Source organism: uncultured Eudoraea sp. (assembly GCF_947258925.1).
Lineage (GTDB): Bacteria > Bacteroidota > Bacteroidia > Flavobacteriales > Flavobacteriaceae > Eudoraea.
The window spans coordinates 1-16,533 of record NZ_CAMYKG010000027.1 but is presented as its reverse complement, the minus strand read 5'-3'; the positions used below and the strand labels follow the sequence as shown (position 1 = coordinate 16,533).

Annotated in this window: 11 protein-coding genes; 8 read left to right on the top strand and 3 right to left on the bottom strand. The window is 39.8% G+C overall.

All coding sequences use genetic code 11. The features are described 5' to 3' along the window. The first annotated feature begins 118 nt into the window (after positions 1-118). The 5 genes from secA to Q0X77_RS10545 all read left to right on the top strand — a co-directional run bounded on the left by secA (position 119) and on the right by Q0X77_RS10545 (position 10,589). Entirely contained in the window at positions 119-3,478 is a 3,360-nt protein-coding gene (secA, locus tag Q0X77_RS10565) for a preprotein translocase subunit SecA (RefSeq protein WP_297797051.1), read from the top strand. A 100-nt stretch (positions 3,479-3,578) separates the two neighbouring features. Then, entirely contained in the window at positions 3,579-4,973 is a 1,395-nt protein-coding gene (locus tag Q0X77_RS10560) for a Gfo/Idh/MocA family oxidoreductase (protein ID WP_297797048.1), read from the top strand. A 182-nt stretch (positions 4,974-5,155) separates the two neighbouring features. Then, positions 5,156-6,376 carry a histidine kinase dimerization/phosphoacceptor domain -containing protein gene (locus tag Q0X77_RS10555; RefSeq protein WP_297797045.1) on the top strand — a complete coding sequence of 407 codons (1,221 nt, stop codon included), beginning with the start codon at positions 5,156-5,158 and terminating at the stop codon, positions 6,374-6,376. 117 nt (positions 6,377-6,493) lie between these two features. Beyond that, entirely contained in the window at positions 6,494-9,019 is a 2,526-nt protein-coding gene (locus Q0X77_RS10550) for a M14 family zinc carboxypeptidase (protein ID WP_297797042.1), read from the top strand. Position 9,020: 1 nt separating this feature from the next. Continuing rightward, positions 9,021-10,589 carry an amidohydrolase family protein gene (locus Q0X77_RS10545; protein WP_297797039.1) on the top strand — a complete coding sequence of 523 codons (1,569 nt, stop codon included), beginning with the start codon at positions 9,021-9,023 and terminating at the stop codon, positions 10,587-10,589. Positions 10,590-10,776: 187 nt separating this feature from the next. Here the strand turns inward: Q0X77_RS10545 and Q0X77_RS10540 are convergent, their stop codons facing one another. Then, the gene (locus tag Q0X77_RS10540) at positions 10,777-11,034 is read right to left on the bottom strand and encodes a hypothetical protein (RefSeq protein WP_297797035.1); all 258 of its coding nucleotides are present in this window, start codon (positions 11,032-11,034) and stop codon (positions 10,777-10,779) included. A gap of 432 nt (positions 11,035-11,466) precedes the next feature. Here Q0X77_RS10540 and Q0X77_RS10535 point away from each other — a divergent pair, with 432 nt between their 5' ends. After that, entirely contained in the window at positions 11,467-11,805 is a 339-nt protein-coding gene (locus Q0X77_RS10535; protein ID WP_366939206.1) for a GIY-YIG nuclease family protein, read from the top strand. Positions 11,806-11,948: 143 nt separating this feature from the next. On the opposite strand, the gene Q0X77_RS10530 is transcribed toward Q0X77_RS10535, so the two are convergent. After that, the gene (locus Q0X77_RS10530) at positions 11,949-14,498 is read right to left on the bottom strand and encodes an FtsX-like permease family protein (protein ID WP_297797028.1); all 2,550 of its coding nucleotides are present in this window, start codon (positions 14,496-14,498) and stop codon (positions 11,949-11,951) included. A gap of 2 nt (positions 14,499-14,500) precedes the next feature. Beyond that, entirely contained in the window at positions 14,501-15,193 is a 693-nt protein-coding gene (locus tag Q0X77_RS10525) for an ABC transporter ATP-binding protein (protein WP_297797023.1), read from the bottom strand. 76 nt (positions 15,194-15,269) lie between these two features. Between Q0X77_RS10525 and Q0X77_RS10520 the strand changes: the two genes are divergently transcribed. Continuing rightward, positions 15,270-15,962: an arylesterase gene (locus Q0X77_RS10520; protein WP_297797020.1), complete on the top strand. Its 693-nt coding sequence runs from the start codon at positions 15,270-15,272 to the stop codon at positions 15,960-15,962. A 37-nt stretch (positions 15,963-15,999) separates the two neighbouring features. Continuing rightward, on the top strand, positions 16,000-16,374 hold the full coding sequence (locus Q0X77_RS10515) for a tryptophan-rich sensory protein (protein ID WP_297797018.1): 375 nt from the start codon (positions 16,000-16,002) through the stop codon (positions 16,372-16,374). Positions 16,375-16,533 lie beyond the last annotated feature (159 nt).

Below are 16,533 nucleotides of genomic sequence, written 5' to 3'. Positions count from 1 at the left end.
TGGAATACCTTTTGCTTAACAAAGGATATTACAATGCTATAGCATACTACCCGTTTTAAAGACTTTCTCTAATGCACTTTAAGAATTGGAGCGCATGCTATCAAAACAATAATAATTTATGAGTATTTTAAATTCAGTCATCAAGGCATTCGTAGGTGACAAGGCGAAGAAAGATGTTAAGGAACTGCAGCCTATCTTAAAAGAGATTAAGTCCTTTGAGGCGGCTATTGAAAGTTTGGACCATAATGAACTGAGACAAAAAACAAATAACTTCAAACAAACCATAAAAAAGGCTACTGAAGAACAGCAGAAGCAGATTGACACCTTATTAAAAGAAGTACAGGCCTCCACAGATATTGATAGGAATGAAGAAATTTATACTGAAATTGACAGGCTTGAAGAGGAGGCATACAAGATTACAGAAGGTACTTTAAACGATATTCTTCCCGAAGCCTTTGCAGTAGTGAAGGAAACTGCCAAGCGATTTGTAAATAATGAGACCATCACTGTTGAAGCTACAGAATTTGACAGGCTTTTATCAGGTTCAAAAGACTATGTAAGTCTCGATGGCGATAATGCCATTTGGTTAAATTCATGGGATGCTGCAGGTAAAGAAGTAACCTGGGATATGGTGCACTATGATGTACAGTTAATTGGAGGTATTGCTTTGCACCAGGGAAAGATTGCAGAGATGCAGACCGGTGAAGGTAAAACCCTTGTTGCTACATTACCAATGTACCTAAATGCTTTGGCCGGTAAAGGGGCCCATTTGGTAACGGTAAATGATTACCTGGCTAAGAGGGATAGTACCTGGATGGCTCCTATTTTCGAATTCCATGGACTTTCTGTCGATTGCATAGACAGGCATCAACCCAATTCTGAAGGCCGAAGAGCGGCTTATAATGCTGATATTACCTATGGAACCAATAACGAGTTCGGATTCGATTATTTGAGGGATAATATGGCCCATACACCAGGAGACCTGGTACAAAGGCCACATCATTATGCTATTGTAGATGAGGTAGATTCTGTACTTGTTGATGATGCCCGTACTCCCTTAATAATATCCGGACCCGTACCGGAAGGAGACCGACATGAATTCAATGAATTAAAGCCCAAAGTTTCGGACATCGTTCAAAGACAACGTCAGTACCTCACCGGAGTGCTGGCTGAAGCTAAAAAAGAAATTGCAGCAGGTAATACCAAGGAAGGTGGCTTTTTATTGCTAAGGGTTCACAGAGGCTTGCCCAAAAACAAAGCGCTTATAAAATTTCTCAGTGAGGAAGGTATTAAACAATTACTGCAAAAAACTGAGAATTTCTATATGCAGGATAACAATCGGGAGATGCCCCAGGTAGACGCTGAATTGTTGTTCGTCATAGATGAAAAGAACAACCAGATTGAACTTACCGATAAGGGAATAGAATATATTTCAGGGGATCAGCAAAAAGATTTCTTTGTCATGCCCGATATTGGAAGTGAAATTGCAAAAATTGAAAATCAAAACCTGGAAATTGAACAGGAAGCAGCGCAGAAAGAGGAGTTGTTCAAAGATTTTGCCGTAAAAAGTGAACGCATCCATACCTTGAGTCAGCTGCTCAAAGCATACACCCTTTTCGAAAAAGATGTGGAATATGTGGTCATAGAAAATAAGGTCATGATTGTGGATGAACAAACTGGCCGGATCATGGATGGGCGAAGGTATTCAGACGGGTTGCATCAGGCTATTGAAGCGAAAGAGAATGTAAAAATCGAAGCAATGACTCAGACTTTTGCTACGGTTACTTTGCAGAACTATTTCAGGATGTACAAAAAGCTTTCCGGTATGACCGGTACAGCGGTAACCGAAGCAGGTGAATTTTGGGAGATTTATAAATTAGATGTAATGGAGATCCCTACCAACAGGCCTATTGCCAGGGATGACAGAAACGATCTGATCTACAAGACCAAAAGGGAAAAATACAACGCAATCATTGAAGAAGTTACAAAGCTTTCTGAACAGAAGAGACCCGTACTAATTGGTACAACTTCTGTGGAAATCTCAGAATTATTGTCCCGCATGTTGGGGATCAGAAAAATTCCTCATAACGTTTTGAATGCGAAACTCCATAAGAAAGAGGCAGATATTGTAGCAGAAGCGGGGAATGCAGGGATAGTGACTATTGCAACAAATATGGCCGGTAGAGGTACGGATATTAAATTATCGGATGAGGTCAAAAAAGCTGGTGGATTAGCCATTGTTGGTACAGAAAGACATGATTCAAGACGTGTAGACCGACAGTTACGAGGACGTTCGGGACGCCAGGGGGATCCCGGTAGCTCACAATTTTATGTCTCTTTAGAGGATAATTTAATGCGTCTCTTTGGATCGGACAGGGTTGCCAAAATGATGGATAGGATGGGGCTTGAAGAAGGCGAAGTAATCCAGCACTCCATGATGACCAAATCTATTGAACGAGCTCAGAAGAAAGTTGAAGAAAATAATTTCGGTATCCGTAAACGACTTTTGGAATATGACGATGTTATGAATGCCCAACGTGAAGTTGTCTATAAAAGAAGACGCCATGCGCTTCAGGGAGAGCGACTTAAAGTTGATATTGCGAACATGGTGTATGATACCTGTGAAGTTATTGCTGATACAAATAAGGCCGCGAGTGATTACAAAAATTTTGAATTTGAACTGATAAAGTATTTTTCCATTACTTCACCGGTTACAGAGGAAGAATTCACCAAACAAAGTTTTCAGGAAATAGCAAATACGACCTATGCCGCGGCCTATGAGTATTACCAAAACAAAATGGAACGAAGTGCTGCCACCGCCTTTCCTGTAATTAAAAAGGTTTACGAAGACAGCAGCAATAAATTTGAACGAATTGTTGTTCCTTTCACCGATGGTATTAAGTCGCTAAATGTGGTTACTAATCTTAAAAATGCCTACGAAACCAATGGTAAAGAATTGGTTACGGATTTTGAAAAGAATATAACACTTGCAATAATTGATGATGCATGGAAAACTCACCTAAGGAAAATGGACGAGTTGAAGCAGTCTGTTCAATTAGCAGTTCACGAGCAGAAAGATCCCCTGTTGATTTATAAATTTGAAGCTTTTGAACTTTTTAAAAGCATGATCGACAAGGTGAATAAGGAAGTTGTTTCCTTCCTCTTTAAAGGGGAATTACCCTCGTCTGATACCAGTGATATCCAGGAAGCCCGAAATGTGAGAAGGCCTAAGGAAAAACTAAAGACCACCAAGGAGGAAATCCCTAATAGTGATGAATTGGCTGCACAGAACAGAGCGGCTGGGCAAAATCAGGGCAGAGCTCCTATAACAGAAACCATTGTAAGGGAAAAACCCAAAATTGGCAGAAACGTAAGAGTCACTATAAAAAATGTAATGTCCGGCGAAAGCAAAACGCTAAAATTTAAACAGGCAGAACCTTTAATAGACAAAGGTGAATGGGTTTTGATAGAAGATTAACAATTTATCAACTAATAATGCTACAGGCGTCCGACTAAGGGCGCCTTTTTTGTTTAAATTGAGCTATCTTTAGGTAACAGCACTTAATTATCCTTTTGATATGAAAACTTCCCGACGAAAATTTCTAACGTCAGTTAGCATGTTGGCAGCCTCTTATGCCATGCCCATTTCACAGTTTCATTTTGGACATAATGAAAAACTAAAAATTGCACTTGTAGGAACAGGTATCAGGGGAATCACATTTTGGGGTAAACGCCTGGTAGATCAATATTCAGATATTCTGGAGTTTGTAGGCATGTGCGATATAAACCCGGGGCGCCTGTCATTTGCAAAGGAGTACACCGGGGCCAATTGTCCTGCTTTTCTAAATTTTGAGGAAATGATTCAGGTTTCCAGGCCAGATCTTGTCATTGTTACGACCAAAGATGCCAATCACCATGAGTTTATTATTAAAGCGATGGAAATGGGTTGTGATGTGCTTACAGAAAAACCGCTAACAACCGATGAGAATAAATGTCAGGCTATACTTGACGCCGAAATAAAATCCGGAAAAAACCTTATTGTAGGTTTTAATTACCGCTGGAGTCCTTACAATACAAAGATTAAAGAACTTCTGGCAAAAAACTCAATTGGAAAATTAACTTCAGTAGACTTTCATTGGTATCTGAACACCTATCACGGTGCCAGTTATTTTAGGAGATGGCATGGGCAAATGGAAAGTAGCGGATCTTTATGGGTACACAAGGCTACTCATCATTTTGATTTGCTTAACTGGTGGATTAATTCTGAACCGGCGGAAGTATTTGCATTTGGTGATCTGGAGTTCTACGGTAAAAATGGAACAATCCGCGGTGATAACTGCAGAACATGTACCCATCAATCTGAATGTGACTTCTATTGGGATATTACCAAGAATATATTTTTAACAGATCTTTATGCGGACAATGAGAAATATGACGGTTATATCCGGGATAACTGCCTCTTTAGAAATGAAATAAATATTTATGATAAGATGTCTGCACAGGTTAAATATCAAAATAATGTGCAGTTAAATTATTCACTCACTACATATTCTCCCCTGGAAGGTTGGCGGGTGGCATTCAATGGTACCGAGGGAAGAATAGAAGCATGGATGGATATCCCTTATTACAAAAAGATGAATATAGATCAGGCTGAAATGCACGAACGCGAAATGGATCAGGAAAACGAAGAAGGCGTGCATCAGGAACCTATAATAGTTCATAAATTATGGAACGATTTTGAAAAGGTTAAAGTGGAAATGGAAAAAGGCGGCCATGGAGGTGGCGATAAACGCCTGCAGGATAAAATGTTTAGAACCCCGGATTCAGCAGACCCATTTGACAGGACCGCTGGAAGTAGAGATGGTGCAATGTCAATACTTATAGGTATTGCTGCAAGAAAAAGTATTGAAACAGGCACAGCTGTTAAGATAAAAGATCTGACCAATTTACGACCAAAAAAAATTAGAGGTTAGCACTATTAGGTAAGATAGAGATCATGAGAATTGTCAATAATAAAATTATTTTTTGTCTGCTTAGCTGTTGAATATATGCCAAAACATATATAGCTTTACACTATTAAGGGATTTCGCTTTCTTAATCTTGTTGCTATTTTCTAAATGTAGTATAGCTACAATAATGATTTTAAGGTAAGACAATGGAAAAAGCTATCAAACATCAGCAAAGAATAAAGGATAAAATACGCCTTACCCTTAGGGTTAGCTATTTTGCTTCTATTTTCGGCTTAATCTTTGGTTTCGTTTGCCTCTTTTTTCTTGACATCTATGAATTGGTTCCCCATATATTTATTGCTTTTGGTGCATTGAGTATAATCAATAACCTGGCCTATGCTTCTCATAAAAATCTGTCCCTTACATACAATATCCTTTCTATTCTTGGCCTGGCTGCAGCTACTGCCATCACCATGTTGACAGGCGGCATTAACAGTCCGTTTATTTTTGTTCTGGCAATCGTTGTGTTTGCAGGATATGCTTCCACACGGCGTTATGGCATGATCTATATGTATATCACTGTGCTGATTATTACCTTAATTTTTGTTCAGGGGATTTCGGATTTTTCAATAACCCGGAATGTGGTTCCTCCTGAAAGCCAAAACCTCTTTAGCTTTTTAAGTATTGTGTTCTCTGTATACCTCCTGGGTGGCGTTCTTGGTAAAAACCTATTAAAAGCACATCATAATTTATATAAAACCAAGATGGAAATTGAAGAAAGGATCCATGAGAAGGACACCCTGCTCAAAGAAGTACATCACCGGGTCAAAAACAACCTGCAAACAGTTTCCAGTTTATTAAGTCTTCAATCCAGGGGAATAAAGGATGATAAGGTAAAAAATCTTATAAAAAGCAGTCAAAACAGAGTCATCTCAATGGCAATGGTTCATGAAATGCTTTACATGAGGGAAGATCTGTCTAAAATAAATTATAGGGCCTATGTTGAAGAATTAAGCGAATACCTGGTTAAATCTGTCAAGGGAGCGGACAGTAATGTTAAGGTGAATATTAATATTCCTCAGATTGAGTTGGGTATAGATACAGCTATTCCACTGGGACTCCTTATAAACGAAGCCTTAACTAATGCTCTTAAATATGGAATTAAAGGGGACGATCAGGGTGAAATACATATTGATTTGGAGAAAACCGGAGATAAGGACTATGTGCTGAACATAGGAGACAATGGCGTTGGTTTTTCAGAAGAAGTGAATTTTAAAAACACCCGTTCTCTGGGCCTGAAATTAATTCATAATCTTACGCGTCAGTTAAAAGGAACTATTATCAGGGACTTTTCTAAAAAAGGCACTAACTACATCGTTAATTTCAAAGAAGTTGGTGAAAATGAATTTCATCAATCTATTGCATAAACCTTGTCCTAACTGGAGATAGCAAGGTAACTAATGATGATTAACTTCTTCTCCTGGCAACACTTCTTCTTAAGTCAATTATCCCTATATTTAGCCGACTAATTCAACTTTACTTTCATGAAGAATATTTTATTTGTTGGCCTATTGCTAAGCACTTCCCTCCTATTTAGCCAGGATTACTTTCTAAAAAAATACCATCCCTTTAACAGCAATATCCCTTCCCCTGAAGAGTTTTTGGGTTATGGCATTGGAGAACATCATACCAGACATGATCTTATTGTCGCTTATCTAGAAAAACTCGCAGAACTCTCGGACCGGGCTTCTATTCATGAATACGGGAGAACACATGAGGGACGAAAACTCGTGATCCTTACCATTACCACTCCCGAAAATCTGGATAATTTAGAAGCGCTCAAGGAAAGACACCTCGCTTTCACTGATCCCAATAAATCGCCTTCTACAGACGCATCCCTACCCATTTTTATAAATTTGGGCTACAACGTACATGGTAACGAACCTTCAAGCTCTGAGGCAGCTCTTTTAAGTGCTTATACATTTGTAGCTTCGGACAATCCCGAGATACAAAATTACCTGAACAATGCGGTAATTTTTATTGATCCAACCATTAATCCTGATGGCCGGGATAGACATACGCAATGGGCAAACACCTATCAGGGCAAGCCACTTGTAGCGGACCCACAAGATGCAGAACACAACGAGTACTGGCCCGGAGGGCGCACAAATCATTATTGGTTCGACCTTAACCGAGATTGGCTACTGGCTATTAATCCTGAAAGCAGGGGTAAACTAAAATGGTATCACGAATGGTATCCCAATGTGGTGACGGATTTTCATGAAATGGGTACACAAAGCACCTATTTCTTCGAACCTATGAAAGCAAATGGATCACTAAATCCAATAATGCCTAAACAGAATTATGAAGACCTGAATAATTTATTCGGGAACTACTTTGCCAAGGCTTTGGATAGTATTGGTTCCTTCTATTTTACCAAAGAAGCTTTTGACGGTACCTATCCCGGCTACGGTTCTTCATATCCCGATATACAGGGTGGACTGGGACTTTTATTTGAACAGGCAAGTTCCAGGGGCCATAAACAGAAAACCGCCTTTGGTGAAATTACCTTTCCGTTTACCATTCGAAATCAATATGTTTCCAGTATAACCACAGTCAAAGCCGCAGTTGAAAACAAAGATTTCTTGCGAGCCTATCAAAAAGAGTTCTTTAAATCCGCTATGATGAACTCGGCTATTAGGGGAATAAAAGGTTACAGTTTTGGAGATCGCTATGATAAAAACAGGGTTAAGGCATTTATTGATAAACTCCTGATACACAAAATAGACGTGTATAAATCCGGAAACGATTCCTATGTGGTACCCACATCGCAGCCGCAATACAGGATGGTACAAACCATGTTTGAAACTTATAAAAAATATAGGGATAGCGTTTTTTATGATGCGTCTGCCTGGTCTGTGGCTAATTTCTATAATATCAATTACCGGGCGTTGAAACGGGTTAACCCTGGCGAAAAAATTACATCCACAGATAGTCTTGTAAAAGTCCAAACTGTACAAAAATCCTCATATGCCTATATTATTGACTGGGATGATTACAATGCCCCGGCAGCTTTAAATTTTCTTCAATCTAAAAAGTTGGTCCTGTCTTCTGCTTTTAAACCTTTTACTACAAAGGTCGATAATATCAACAAATCCTTTAATTATGGCGCCTTGGTTCTCCCGGTAAGCCTTCAAAAGAAAGATGCAGATGAAGTATATAAATGGGTGCTTGAAGCCCAGGAAAAATTTCAGGTTCCAATCTATGGGATAACAACCGGCTACAGCAGTCAGGGAATTGATTTAGGCAGTAGAAATATTCGCCCATTAAAAACCCCTAAATTAGCAATGCTTATTGGTGATGGTACACGCTCCTACGAAGCCGGTGAAGTTTGGCATTTGTTAGATACCAGAGTACATATGCCAATTACTAAAATCCCTGTTAGAAATTTTGACAAGGTAAAATTAGACCAATACACTACCCTTGTAATGATTTCAGGCAAGTATAGCCTTACCGAAAAACAACGAACCAAACTATCCGACTGGGTTAAAAAAGGGAATACCCTGATCACTGTTGGAACAGCTTCCAAATGGGTAATTGATAAAAAAATTGTTAAAGAAAAACTTACCAAATCGGAAATAGATTCTACCAAAGCTGTACCGCGAAGACCTTATGTAGATGCCGATGAAAATCTTGGCCGTGAAAGCCTTGGAGGGGTTATATTAAAGGTAGATCTGGATGTTACCCATCCATTGGCTTTTGGCTACAGAGATTCGGATATCCCTGTTTATAAAAACAATAATGTTTGGCTTTCCCCAAGCAAAAATGAATATTCTACCGTGGCCAGGTATTCCAGAAATGCCTTAATAGACGGTTACATAAGCAGAAAGAATAGCCAGGAATTCTTAAAATCTTCCGCTTCGCTTATTGTAAGTCCCCTTGGTAGTGGAAGAGTGGTATTGTTCGCAGATAATCCAAATTTCCGTGGATCATGGTACGGCACTAACAGATTATTCCTTAATGCCTTATTTCTGGGAGATAAGATTGAAGTTCCGAAACAAAAAGACTAATATGCAAAAGAGAATAAAAATCTTGTTAATACTCACCATTTGTTGCAATCTTTCAATAATTGCACAAAGTAGCGTGGGCGATGGACCATTTTCTCAACTTATTATAAGGGGTGTTACTTTAATCAACGGAAATGGCGCACCACCCATGGGTCCTGTGGATATTGAAGTTGTAAATAATCGAATCAAAAACGTTAAAGTAGTTGGTTATCCCGGGGTAGCTATAAAAGATTCAGACCGTCCGAAACTAAAACCGGGTGGCAAAGAATTGAATTGTACGGGCATGTATTTGCTTCCGGGCTTTGTGGATATGCACGGCCATATAGGGGGAAAAGCGCAAGGCGCAGAACCAGATTATGTTTTTAAGCTCTGGATGGCTCATGGAATTACCACCGTAAGGGAACCGAGCGGACGGGGTGTGGACTTTACTCTGGACCTGAAAAGAAAAAGCGCAAACAATGAAATTGTAGCACCCCGAATTATGGCGTATACAGGTTTTGGCCAGGGTAGTGATGCCGTAATCAGTACTCCCGAAATGGCGCGTGAATGGGTACGGAACAATGCAAAAAAAGGAGCTGATGGCATTAAGTTATTTGGGGCACCTCCCGAAATTATGACAGCAGCTTTAGATGAAAACAAAAAATTAGGCTTGCGATCTGCTTGTCATCACGCTCAGCTTAATGTGGCCAGATGGAATGTGCTGCATTCAGCACGGGCAGGCTTAACCAGTATGGAGCACTGGTATGGGTTACCTGAGGCTTTGTTTGAAGATAGAACCGTACAGGATTATCCTCTTGACTACAATTACAACAATGAGCAACATCGTTTTGAAGAAGCGGGTAAACTATGGCAGCAGGCTGCCAAACCTTATTCAGAGCATTGGAATAAGGTAATGGATGAACTTATTGCCCTGGATTTTACACTGGATCCGACCTTTAATATTTATGAAGCCAGCAGGGACTTGCAAAGAGCGAGACGGGTAGAATGGCATGAAGATTATACCCTTCCGTCTTTATGGGATTTCTACCAACCAAGTAAAATAAGCCATGGCTCTTACTGGCATTATTGGGGAACGGAACAAGAGGTTGCCTGGAAAAAGAACTATAAACTCTGGATGACCTTCGTAAACGAATATAAAAATCGAGGTGGCAGAGTTACTACGGGTTCAGATTCGGGCTTTATCTTTCAACTCTATGGCTTTGCATATATCCGGGAAATGGAGTTGCTGCGGGAAGCCGGGTTTCATCCTTTAGAAATTATTCGTTCTGCAACCCTGAACGGAGCAGAGGCCCTGGGGATCGATGATCAAATTGGTACCGTTACCGTCGGAAAACTAGCAGATTTTGTTATTGTTTCAGAAAATCCATTGGAAAACCTGAAAGTCCTATATGGCACTGGCGCCATAAAACTTACCGAAGATAACGAAGTTGTGCGGGTTGGCGGGGTAAAATACACCATAAAGGATGGTATAATTTATGATGCCAAAGCACTGCTTAAAGAAGTTAAACAGATGGTAGACGCAGAGAAAGATCGCCTGAATTATCAGATTAAACAACCCGGTATTCAGGAATAGCCTTTCCTGCTATAGATTATCATCCCAGGTGTGAGAAAATAAAGCTATGATTATCTAAAAGCTTGTCTTTGCTTTGAAGGAACTTTAATAGGTCTTAAAACACCTTTGGTTTTTGGAAAAACAAGGGCATAACTTATCAAAAGGGCTACGGGTAATAAAAGAATAAATAGTATCATAGGTTTGGGGATTAAACAAGTTTGGGTCTGTTTTGTTTTGTACGGAAAGCCAAAGCTTTCTTTACTCTTGAATTCTTGAATTTGTATAAGCGCGTAATAGCGTCTTCTTTTGCTGTCTTAATTTGCCCACTATTGTTAGGAACAGGAAGGCTATCAGCCAGAAAAATATCCATTTGTAATGTTTCAACTTTACCATGGTCTGCTGTATTTTGGGCTAGAGCAACTGCTCCGAAAAAAAGTATGAGTAAAAAGGTAAAATAAGCTTTCATGTTATAAGATTGGGTACAATAAAATAACTACAGAAAGTGAAATATTTAGGGTTATAATCGCCGAAAGTCCCTTATTTTCGGTAGGTGGGAGAATTTACGATGAAGTGATAAAATTCTCAGATGAATAGGTTTGGGGTATAAAACCCTTAATCGGGATTTTGGGCTTTTTAGCGGGCATTCCAAATTGATAATACAAGATTTCTCACACTCACTCTGTTCGGTTCGAAATGACAGTTATAGGTAGTGTTAGGCTATTTAGAAACCCACCAGTCATTTCGACATGAGCTGCGAAGCAGCGATTGAGAAATCCAGACTGCATGTAAGTGTCATTGAAAACACCTAAATTGAGATTTCTCACACTCACTTCGTTCGGTTCGAAATGACAGTTATAGGTAGTGTTAGGCAATTTAAAAACCCACCAGTCATTTCGACATGAGCTGCGAAGCAGCGATTGAGAAATCTAATAAAGAAATGTTATACCGTTACTTTGTATATATAACCACTAATGCAAACCGGACCACAATTTACATCGGAATAACCAATAATATCCAAAGAAGACTATCACAACATTATTTTGACAGTCAAAACTCAAAAAAGTCTTTTGCCGGAAAATATAATTGTTATTATCTAATATACTATGAAGGTTTCCAAGATCCGAAGAGCGCTATACTTAGAGAAAAAGAAATTAAGAAGTGGCGTAGAAAAAAGAAAGAAAACCTAATAAATGCTTTTAATCCGAAATGGGAATTCATAAATCAAGAGGTTATTTGACGAGATTTCTCACACTCACTCCGTTCGGTTCGAAATGACTGTTGTAGCTTAAACTGGACTATTAAAAACCACCCAAGTCATTTCGACATGAACTGCGAAGCAGCGATTGAGAAATCCAGCATAAAATTTGAAATGCCATTACTTCAACTTCCTTCCTTCCGAAGCACTACCAATGGGGGGCTGTTTAGCACACTCCTGCTATTACTAAGCCCAATTAGCAAAACGAGTAATGTTATTCCCGGTAATAAGACCAAAAAGGGCACTGGTGAGGGCACAAACGGTGTTTTAAATACAAAAGTGGCGAGTAACTGACTGCTTATGAGTGAAAGTAATATCCCAATACCACTTCCAAGTACGCCCAGATAAAAGTACTCCAGCGCCGTAATTTGCATAATTTGCTTGCTTTTCGCCCCTAAAGTCCTTAGAAGAACACTCTCTTTAATTCGCTGATATTTACTGGTACGTACTGCCCCTATTAACACAATAATTCCGGTTAGGATACTAAAAAAGGCCATAAAGTTGATCACCCAGGCGATCTTATCAAGGATATTCTCAATAAGGGTTACTATTTGACGCAAATCCAGGACCGAAATGTTAGGAAATTTTTGGACCAATTCCCGTTGAAGTCCGGCAGAAGCTTTAGCATTGGGGGCATTCGTTGTAATTACATTAAACTGAGGAGCATTTTCCAGGACGCCCTTGGGAAAGACTATATTAAAGTTAGGCTGCATTCGTGCCCAGTCTACCGCGCGGGTATTTCCCACTACCGTCTCCATCAACACACCCTGGACATTAAAAACAATCGTATCTCCAACTACTACTTCAGCATCCCTGGCAATATTATCGGCAATGGAAACCGGGATAAGGCCATCTTTTGGAGTTTCAGACACCCACTCACCTTCAGTAAGGGACTCTGAAGAGATCATGGAATCCCTATATGTAACCCGGAATTCATGATTCAATACCCATTTATTCATCGTTAGCGTGGTATCTTGCCTTAGGTCATTAGCGGCACGTCCTTTTATCGAATGCACACGCATTGTCACTATCGGAATATTATCTAAGATAGGTAAGCCTTTAGGGGTTATGCTTTGTGCAACTGCTTCTTTTTGTTCACTTTGCACATCCAACAAAATTATATTTGGGCTGTTCCCATCGTTTTCAAGCTGCGCCATGGCTACCAACATGTCTTTTGTAAAATAAAGGGTACTGATTAAAAAAGCACCAACTCCTATGGCCACCAATAACACCATGGTCTGGTTATTTGGACGGAAAAGGTTTAATAAACTCTGCCTCGAGGTAAATCCCCAATTGGACGGAAAAAATCTTTTAATGCCTTTCATAAACAATGTAGCTACCCCGGCCAATATGGAGAATGTCACTGCAATACAGATTACAAAACCAAGGGCGTAGCGCCAGTCTTGTAATAGCCAAAGTGAAAATAGGAAAACAAAAACCAATATTCCTAGAAGAACAAGCGCCCTGGCCTTTTTCGGGCGTTTCTCGGGTGCTTCCTGAATGCGAAGTACTTGTAAAGGTGAAACATACCATGTATTCATAAGTGGTAATAACGCGAAGAGCACAGACATTAAGACACCCAGTAAAAGACCCATGACAATGGGTTGGGGAGCCAGTGACAATTGTATCTCAAAAGGCAGAAATTCCTGTAACAGACTAGGAAATGTAAGTTGCAGCAATACACCGGCCAAAGTACCTATGAGGCCTCCTAGCAATCCCATTCCGGCTATTTGGATCAAGTAGATAAGGAAGGTTTGCTTTCTGCTGGCTCCCAAACACTTGAGTACTGCCACCGATCTTAATTTTTCTTTTATATAGATCTGGACTGAACTGGCTATACCCACACAACCTAATAAAAGAGCTATAAATGCCACCAGATTAAGAAATTTGCCCACATTACCATATGAATTACCCAATTGCCGGCTTCCTGATGTATGTGTATCCAGATCAGCACCTTCAGCATCCAGGATGGGGTCGAGTTCTTTATCGAGAATATCCAGATCCATCCCTTCTGGTGCCCGAAAATAGTAGTTATAATCCAGTCTGCTCCCAACCTGAATAAGACCTGTCTGATCAATTATCTGATAAGGAACAATAACTGCCGGCGCTACAGAACTTGCCAACCCACTGTTTCCAGGTGCAGATTTAAGAATACCGGTAATAGGTAAAGTAGTATCACCAATTTTAATGACATCGCCCACTTCTAAATCGAACTGCAACATAACGGTAGCATCAACCAAAGCCCCATTTTTGGTGATATAGGTTGTTGCGGCTTTTTGAGGTTCCGTTTCCAACTCCCCGTAGAGTGGAAAGCTACCCTCAACACCCCTTACGCGTACAAATTTACTGTCATTGCTTTCTGGGAATGACGCCATGGATACGAAATTGACTTCCATTCCTTCGGCGCCGCCCAATGAATCCATAATTCCCTGAACCCTTTCATTAGGTAATTGTCTTGAATCTATAATAAAATCTGCGCCCATCAGGAATTTGGACTGCAGACGAATATTTTCCTGCAGATTATCACTAAAGGATTGAATTGAAACCAGTGCCGTAATACCGAGAATAATTGAAGCCATGAACAAAATCAATCTTCCCCCACTGGCCCTGCCATCCCGCCAGGCCATTTTAAATAGCCAGCCTGTGGTTGCATTAGACATCTTTTCCTTTTGCATTTTCATGTTGATAATACAGTACTTTGATTTGAAGCTATTTTGCCCCTTTTAAGCCTTAGTATATGTTGCGTACGCTTTGCAAGATCCAAGTCGTGTGTGACAATAACCAAAGTTGTACCCGCTTCTTTATTGAGTTCAAAAAGGAGTTGTATTACTTTTTCACCCGTTTCTTCATCAAGATTACCCGTTGGTTCATCTGCAAAAAGAATGGAAGGATTATTTATAAAAGCTCTTGCCAATGCTACACGCTGTTGCTCACCACCTGATAACTGTGAAGGGTAATGGTCCGACCTATCCCCCAGCCCAACCTTATGTAAAAGCTCCATGGCCTGGGTTTTGGCATTTTTTATACCTTGTAACTCAAGAGGAACACTAACATTCTCAAGGGCAGTAAGCGTTGGTAACAATTGAAAGTCCTGAAATATAAAACCTACTTCCTTATTTCGCAGTAAAGCACGCTCATCTTCACTTAATTCATTTATTGAGGTCCCACAAAGTTCTATGGAGCCTGAATCAGCTTCGTCTAAACCTGCACAAAGCCCCAGTAAAGTAGTCTTACCACTACCCGAAGGCCCCACAATGGCAAAGGTATCGCCCTTCTCTATTTCAAAGGAAATAGCATCCAGGACAGTTAGTTTTTTAGAACCACTGGAATAGGTCTTCCCCAGTTGGTGAACGTTTAATATCTTTGACATTATTAGTTTATTAGAATTTTGTTTGCAACAACGCAGCAAAATAAGGAAATGATTTCGACTTTTAGACCCTTAAATCATGCAGACCTTCTTAAAATTTCGTTATTTTTTTGTTTTCGTACTATTGCTGGCTTGTGGAGAAAAGGCCGACAAATCAGACCGAAATTCATCAGTTGATACAGAACAAACCGATAATGGCAGTACTACTTCAGACAGTGGTAAACTAATTGTATTCTTTGGCGATAGTCTTACTGCGGGCTACGGCCTCGAAACAGAGCAAGCCTATCCTGCGGTTATTCAACAAATTATTGATTCTTTAAATTTAGAATATACCGTAATTAATGCGGGATTAAGCGGGGAAACCACTGCGAGCGGAAAAAACAGGCTGAACTGGGTCTTAAATCAGAGTGCAGACGTTTTTGTACTGGAATTGGGCGCAAATGATGGATTGCGCGGCATTCCATTAAAGGAAACAAGGCAAAACCTGCAGGAAATAATCGATGCTGTTAAAGCTAAAAATCCAGAAACGACAATTGTAATTGCGGGGATGCAAATACCTCCCAATATGGGTCAGGAGTATACTTCAGAATTCAGAAAGATATTTCCGGAGCTTGCCGAGATGAACAAAGCGGGCCTTATTCCTTTTTTACTTGATAATGTAGCAGGTATTCCTGAATTAAATCAAGAAGATGGCATCCACCCTACTGTGGAAGGCCAAAAAATAGTAGCTGACAATGTTTGGAAAGTCCTTGAGCCGGTTCTGGACAAATAAATAAACAGAACCTTAACACCAAAATAAAATAAGTACTATGGAAGATCTTATCAATTCGCTATCCTGGATAGACTCTGCAGCTGCCACTGTATGGATTTTGCTTACGGTCATTATGTTCTGGATGCTCTATAAGGTTTACGATATTGAGGGAAGGAAACATCCTGTATTTAGATTTGGGGTTTTTCTCTTGGTTTTAGTATGGTTATACCCTTTATATACTTTTATCTTCAACCAGCTGGAAGTTGCCTTTGCCGGTAACCTGCTTACACTTTGGGCAACGATATCTTATATGCAAAAATTAAAGAAGCTGCCGATAAAGGAATACAAATGGATGATCCCGCAAATCGTCTGGATTATTATCGCCACATTCTATGTGGGTTGCATGCTTGTCGAGAAATATCAGATGGCCTAGAAGTGAACCGGGAATTAAGCCAATTTAGCTTTGTTTCTTTTTGTTGTAAAAGATAAAGCTTTCTTAATTCGGCTATTCTTGTTTTTGTACAAACGAGCAACAGTATTTTCTTTAGTAGTTGAAGTAACTATACCCATTTCTATTGTTTCTACTTTGGTA

Bases quoted from the DNA above. Each gene is read 5' to 3' on its own strand.
- secA (WP_297797051.1), top strand. From the start codon at position 119: ATGAGTATTTTAAATTCAGTCATCAAGGCATTCGTAGGTGACAAGGCG.
- Q0X77_RS10560 (WP_297797048.1), top strand. From the start codon at position 3,579: ATGAAAACTTCCCGACGAAAATTTCTAACGTCAGTTAGCATGTTGGCA.
- Q0X77_RS10555 (WP_297797045.1), top strand. From the start codon at position 5,156: ATGGAAAAAGCTATCAAACATCAGCAAAGAATAAAGGATAAAATACGC.
- Q0X77_RS10550 (WP_297797042.1), top strand. From the start codon at position 6,494: ATGAAGAATATTTTATTTGTTGGCCTATTGCTAAGCACTTCCCTCCTA.
- Q0X77_RS10545 (WP_297797039.1), top strand. From the start codon at position 9,021: ATGCAAAAGAGAATAAAAATCTTGTTAATACTCACCATTTGTTGCAAT.
- Q0X77_RS10540 (WP_297797035.1), bottom strand. From the start codon at position 11,034: ATGAAAGCTTATTTTACCTTTTTACTCATACTTTTTTTCGGAGCAGTT.
- Q0X77_RS10535 (WP_366939206.1), top strand. From the start codon at position 11,467: ATGAGCTGCGAAGCAGCGATTGAGAAATCTAATAAAGAAATGTTATAC.
- Q0X77_RS10530 (WP_297797028.1), bottom strand. From the start codon at position 14,498: ATGCAAAAGGAAAAGATGTCTAATGCAACCACAGGCTGGCTATTTAAA.
- Q0X77_RS10525 (WP_297797023.1), bottom strand. From the start codon at position 15,193: ATGTCAAAGATATTAAACGTTCACCAACTGGGGAAGACCTATTCCAGT.
- Q0X77_RS10520 (WP_297797020.1), top strand. From the start codon at position 15,270: ATGCAGACCTTCTTAAAATTTCGTTATTTTTTTGTTTTCGTACTATTG.
- Q0X77_RS10515 (WP_297797018.1), top strand. From the start codon at position 16,000: ATGGAAGATCTTATCAATTCGCTATCCTGGATAGACTCTGCAGCTGCC.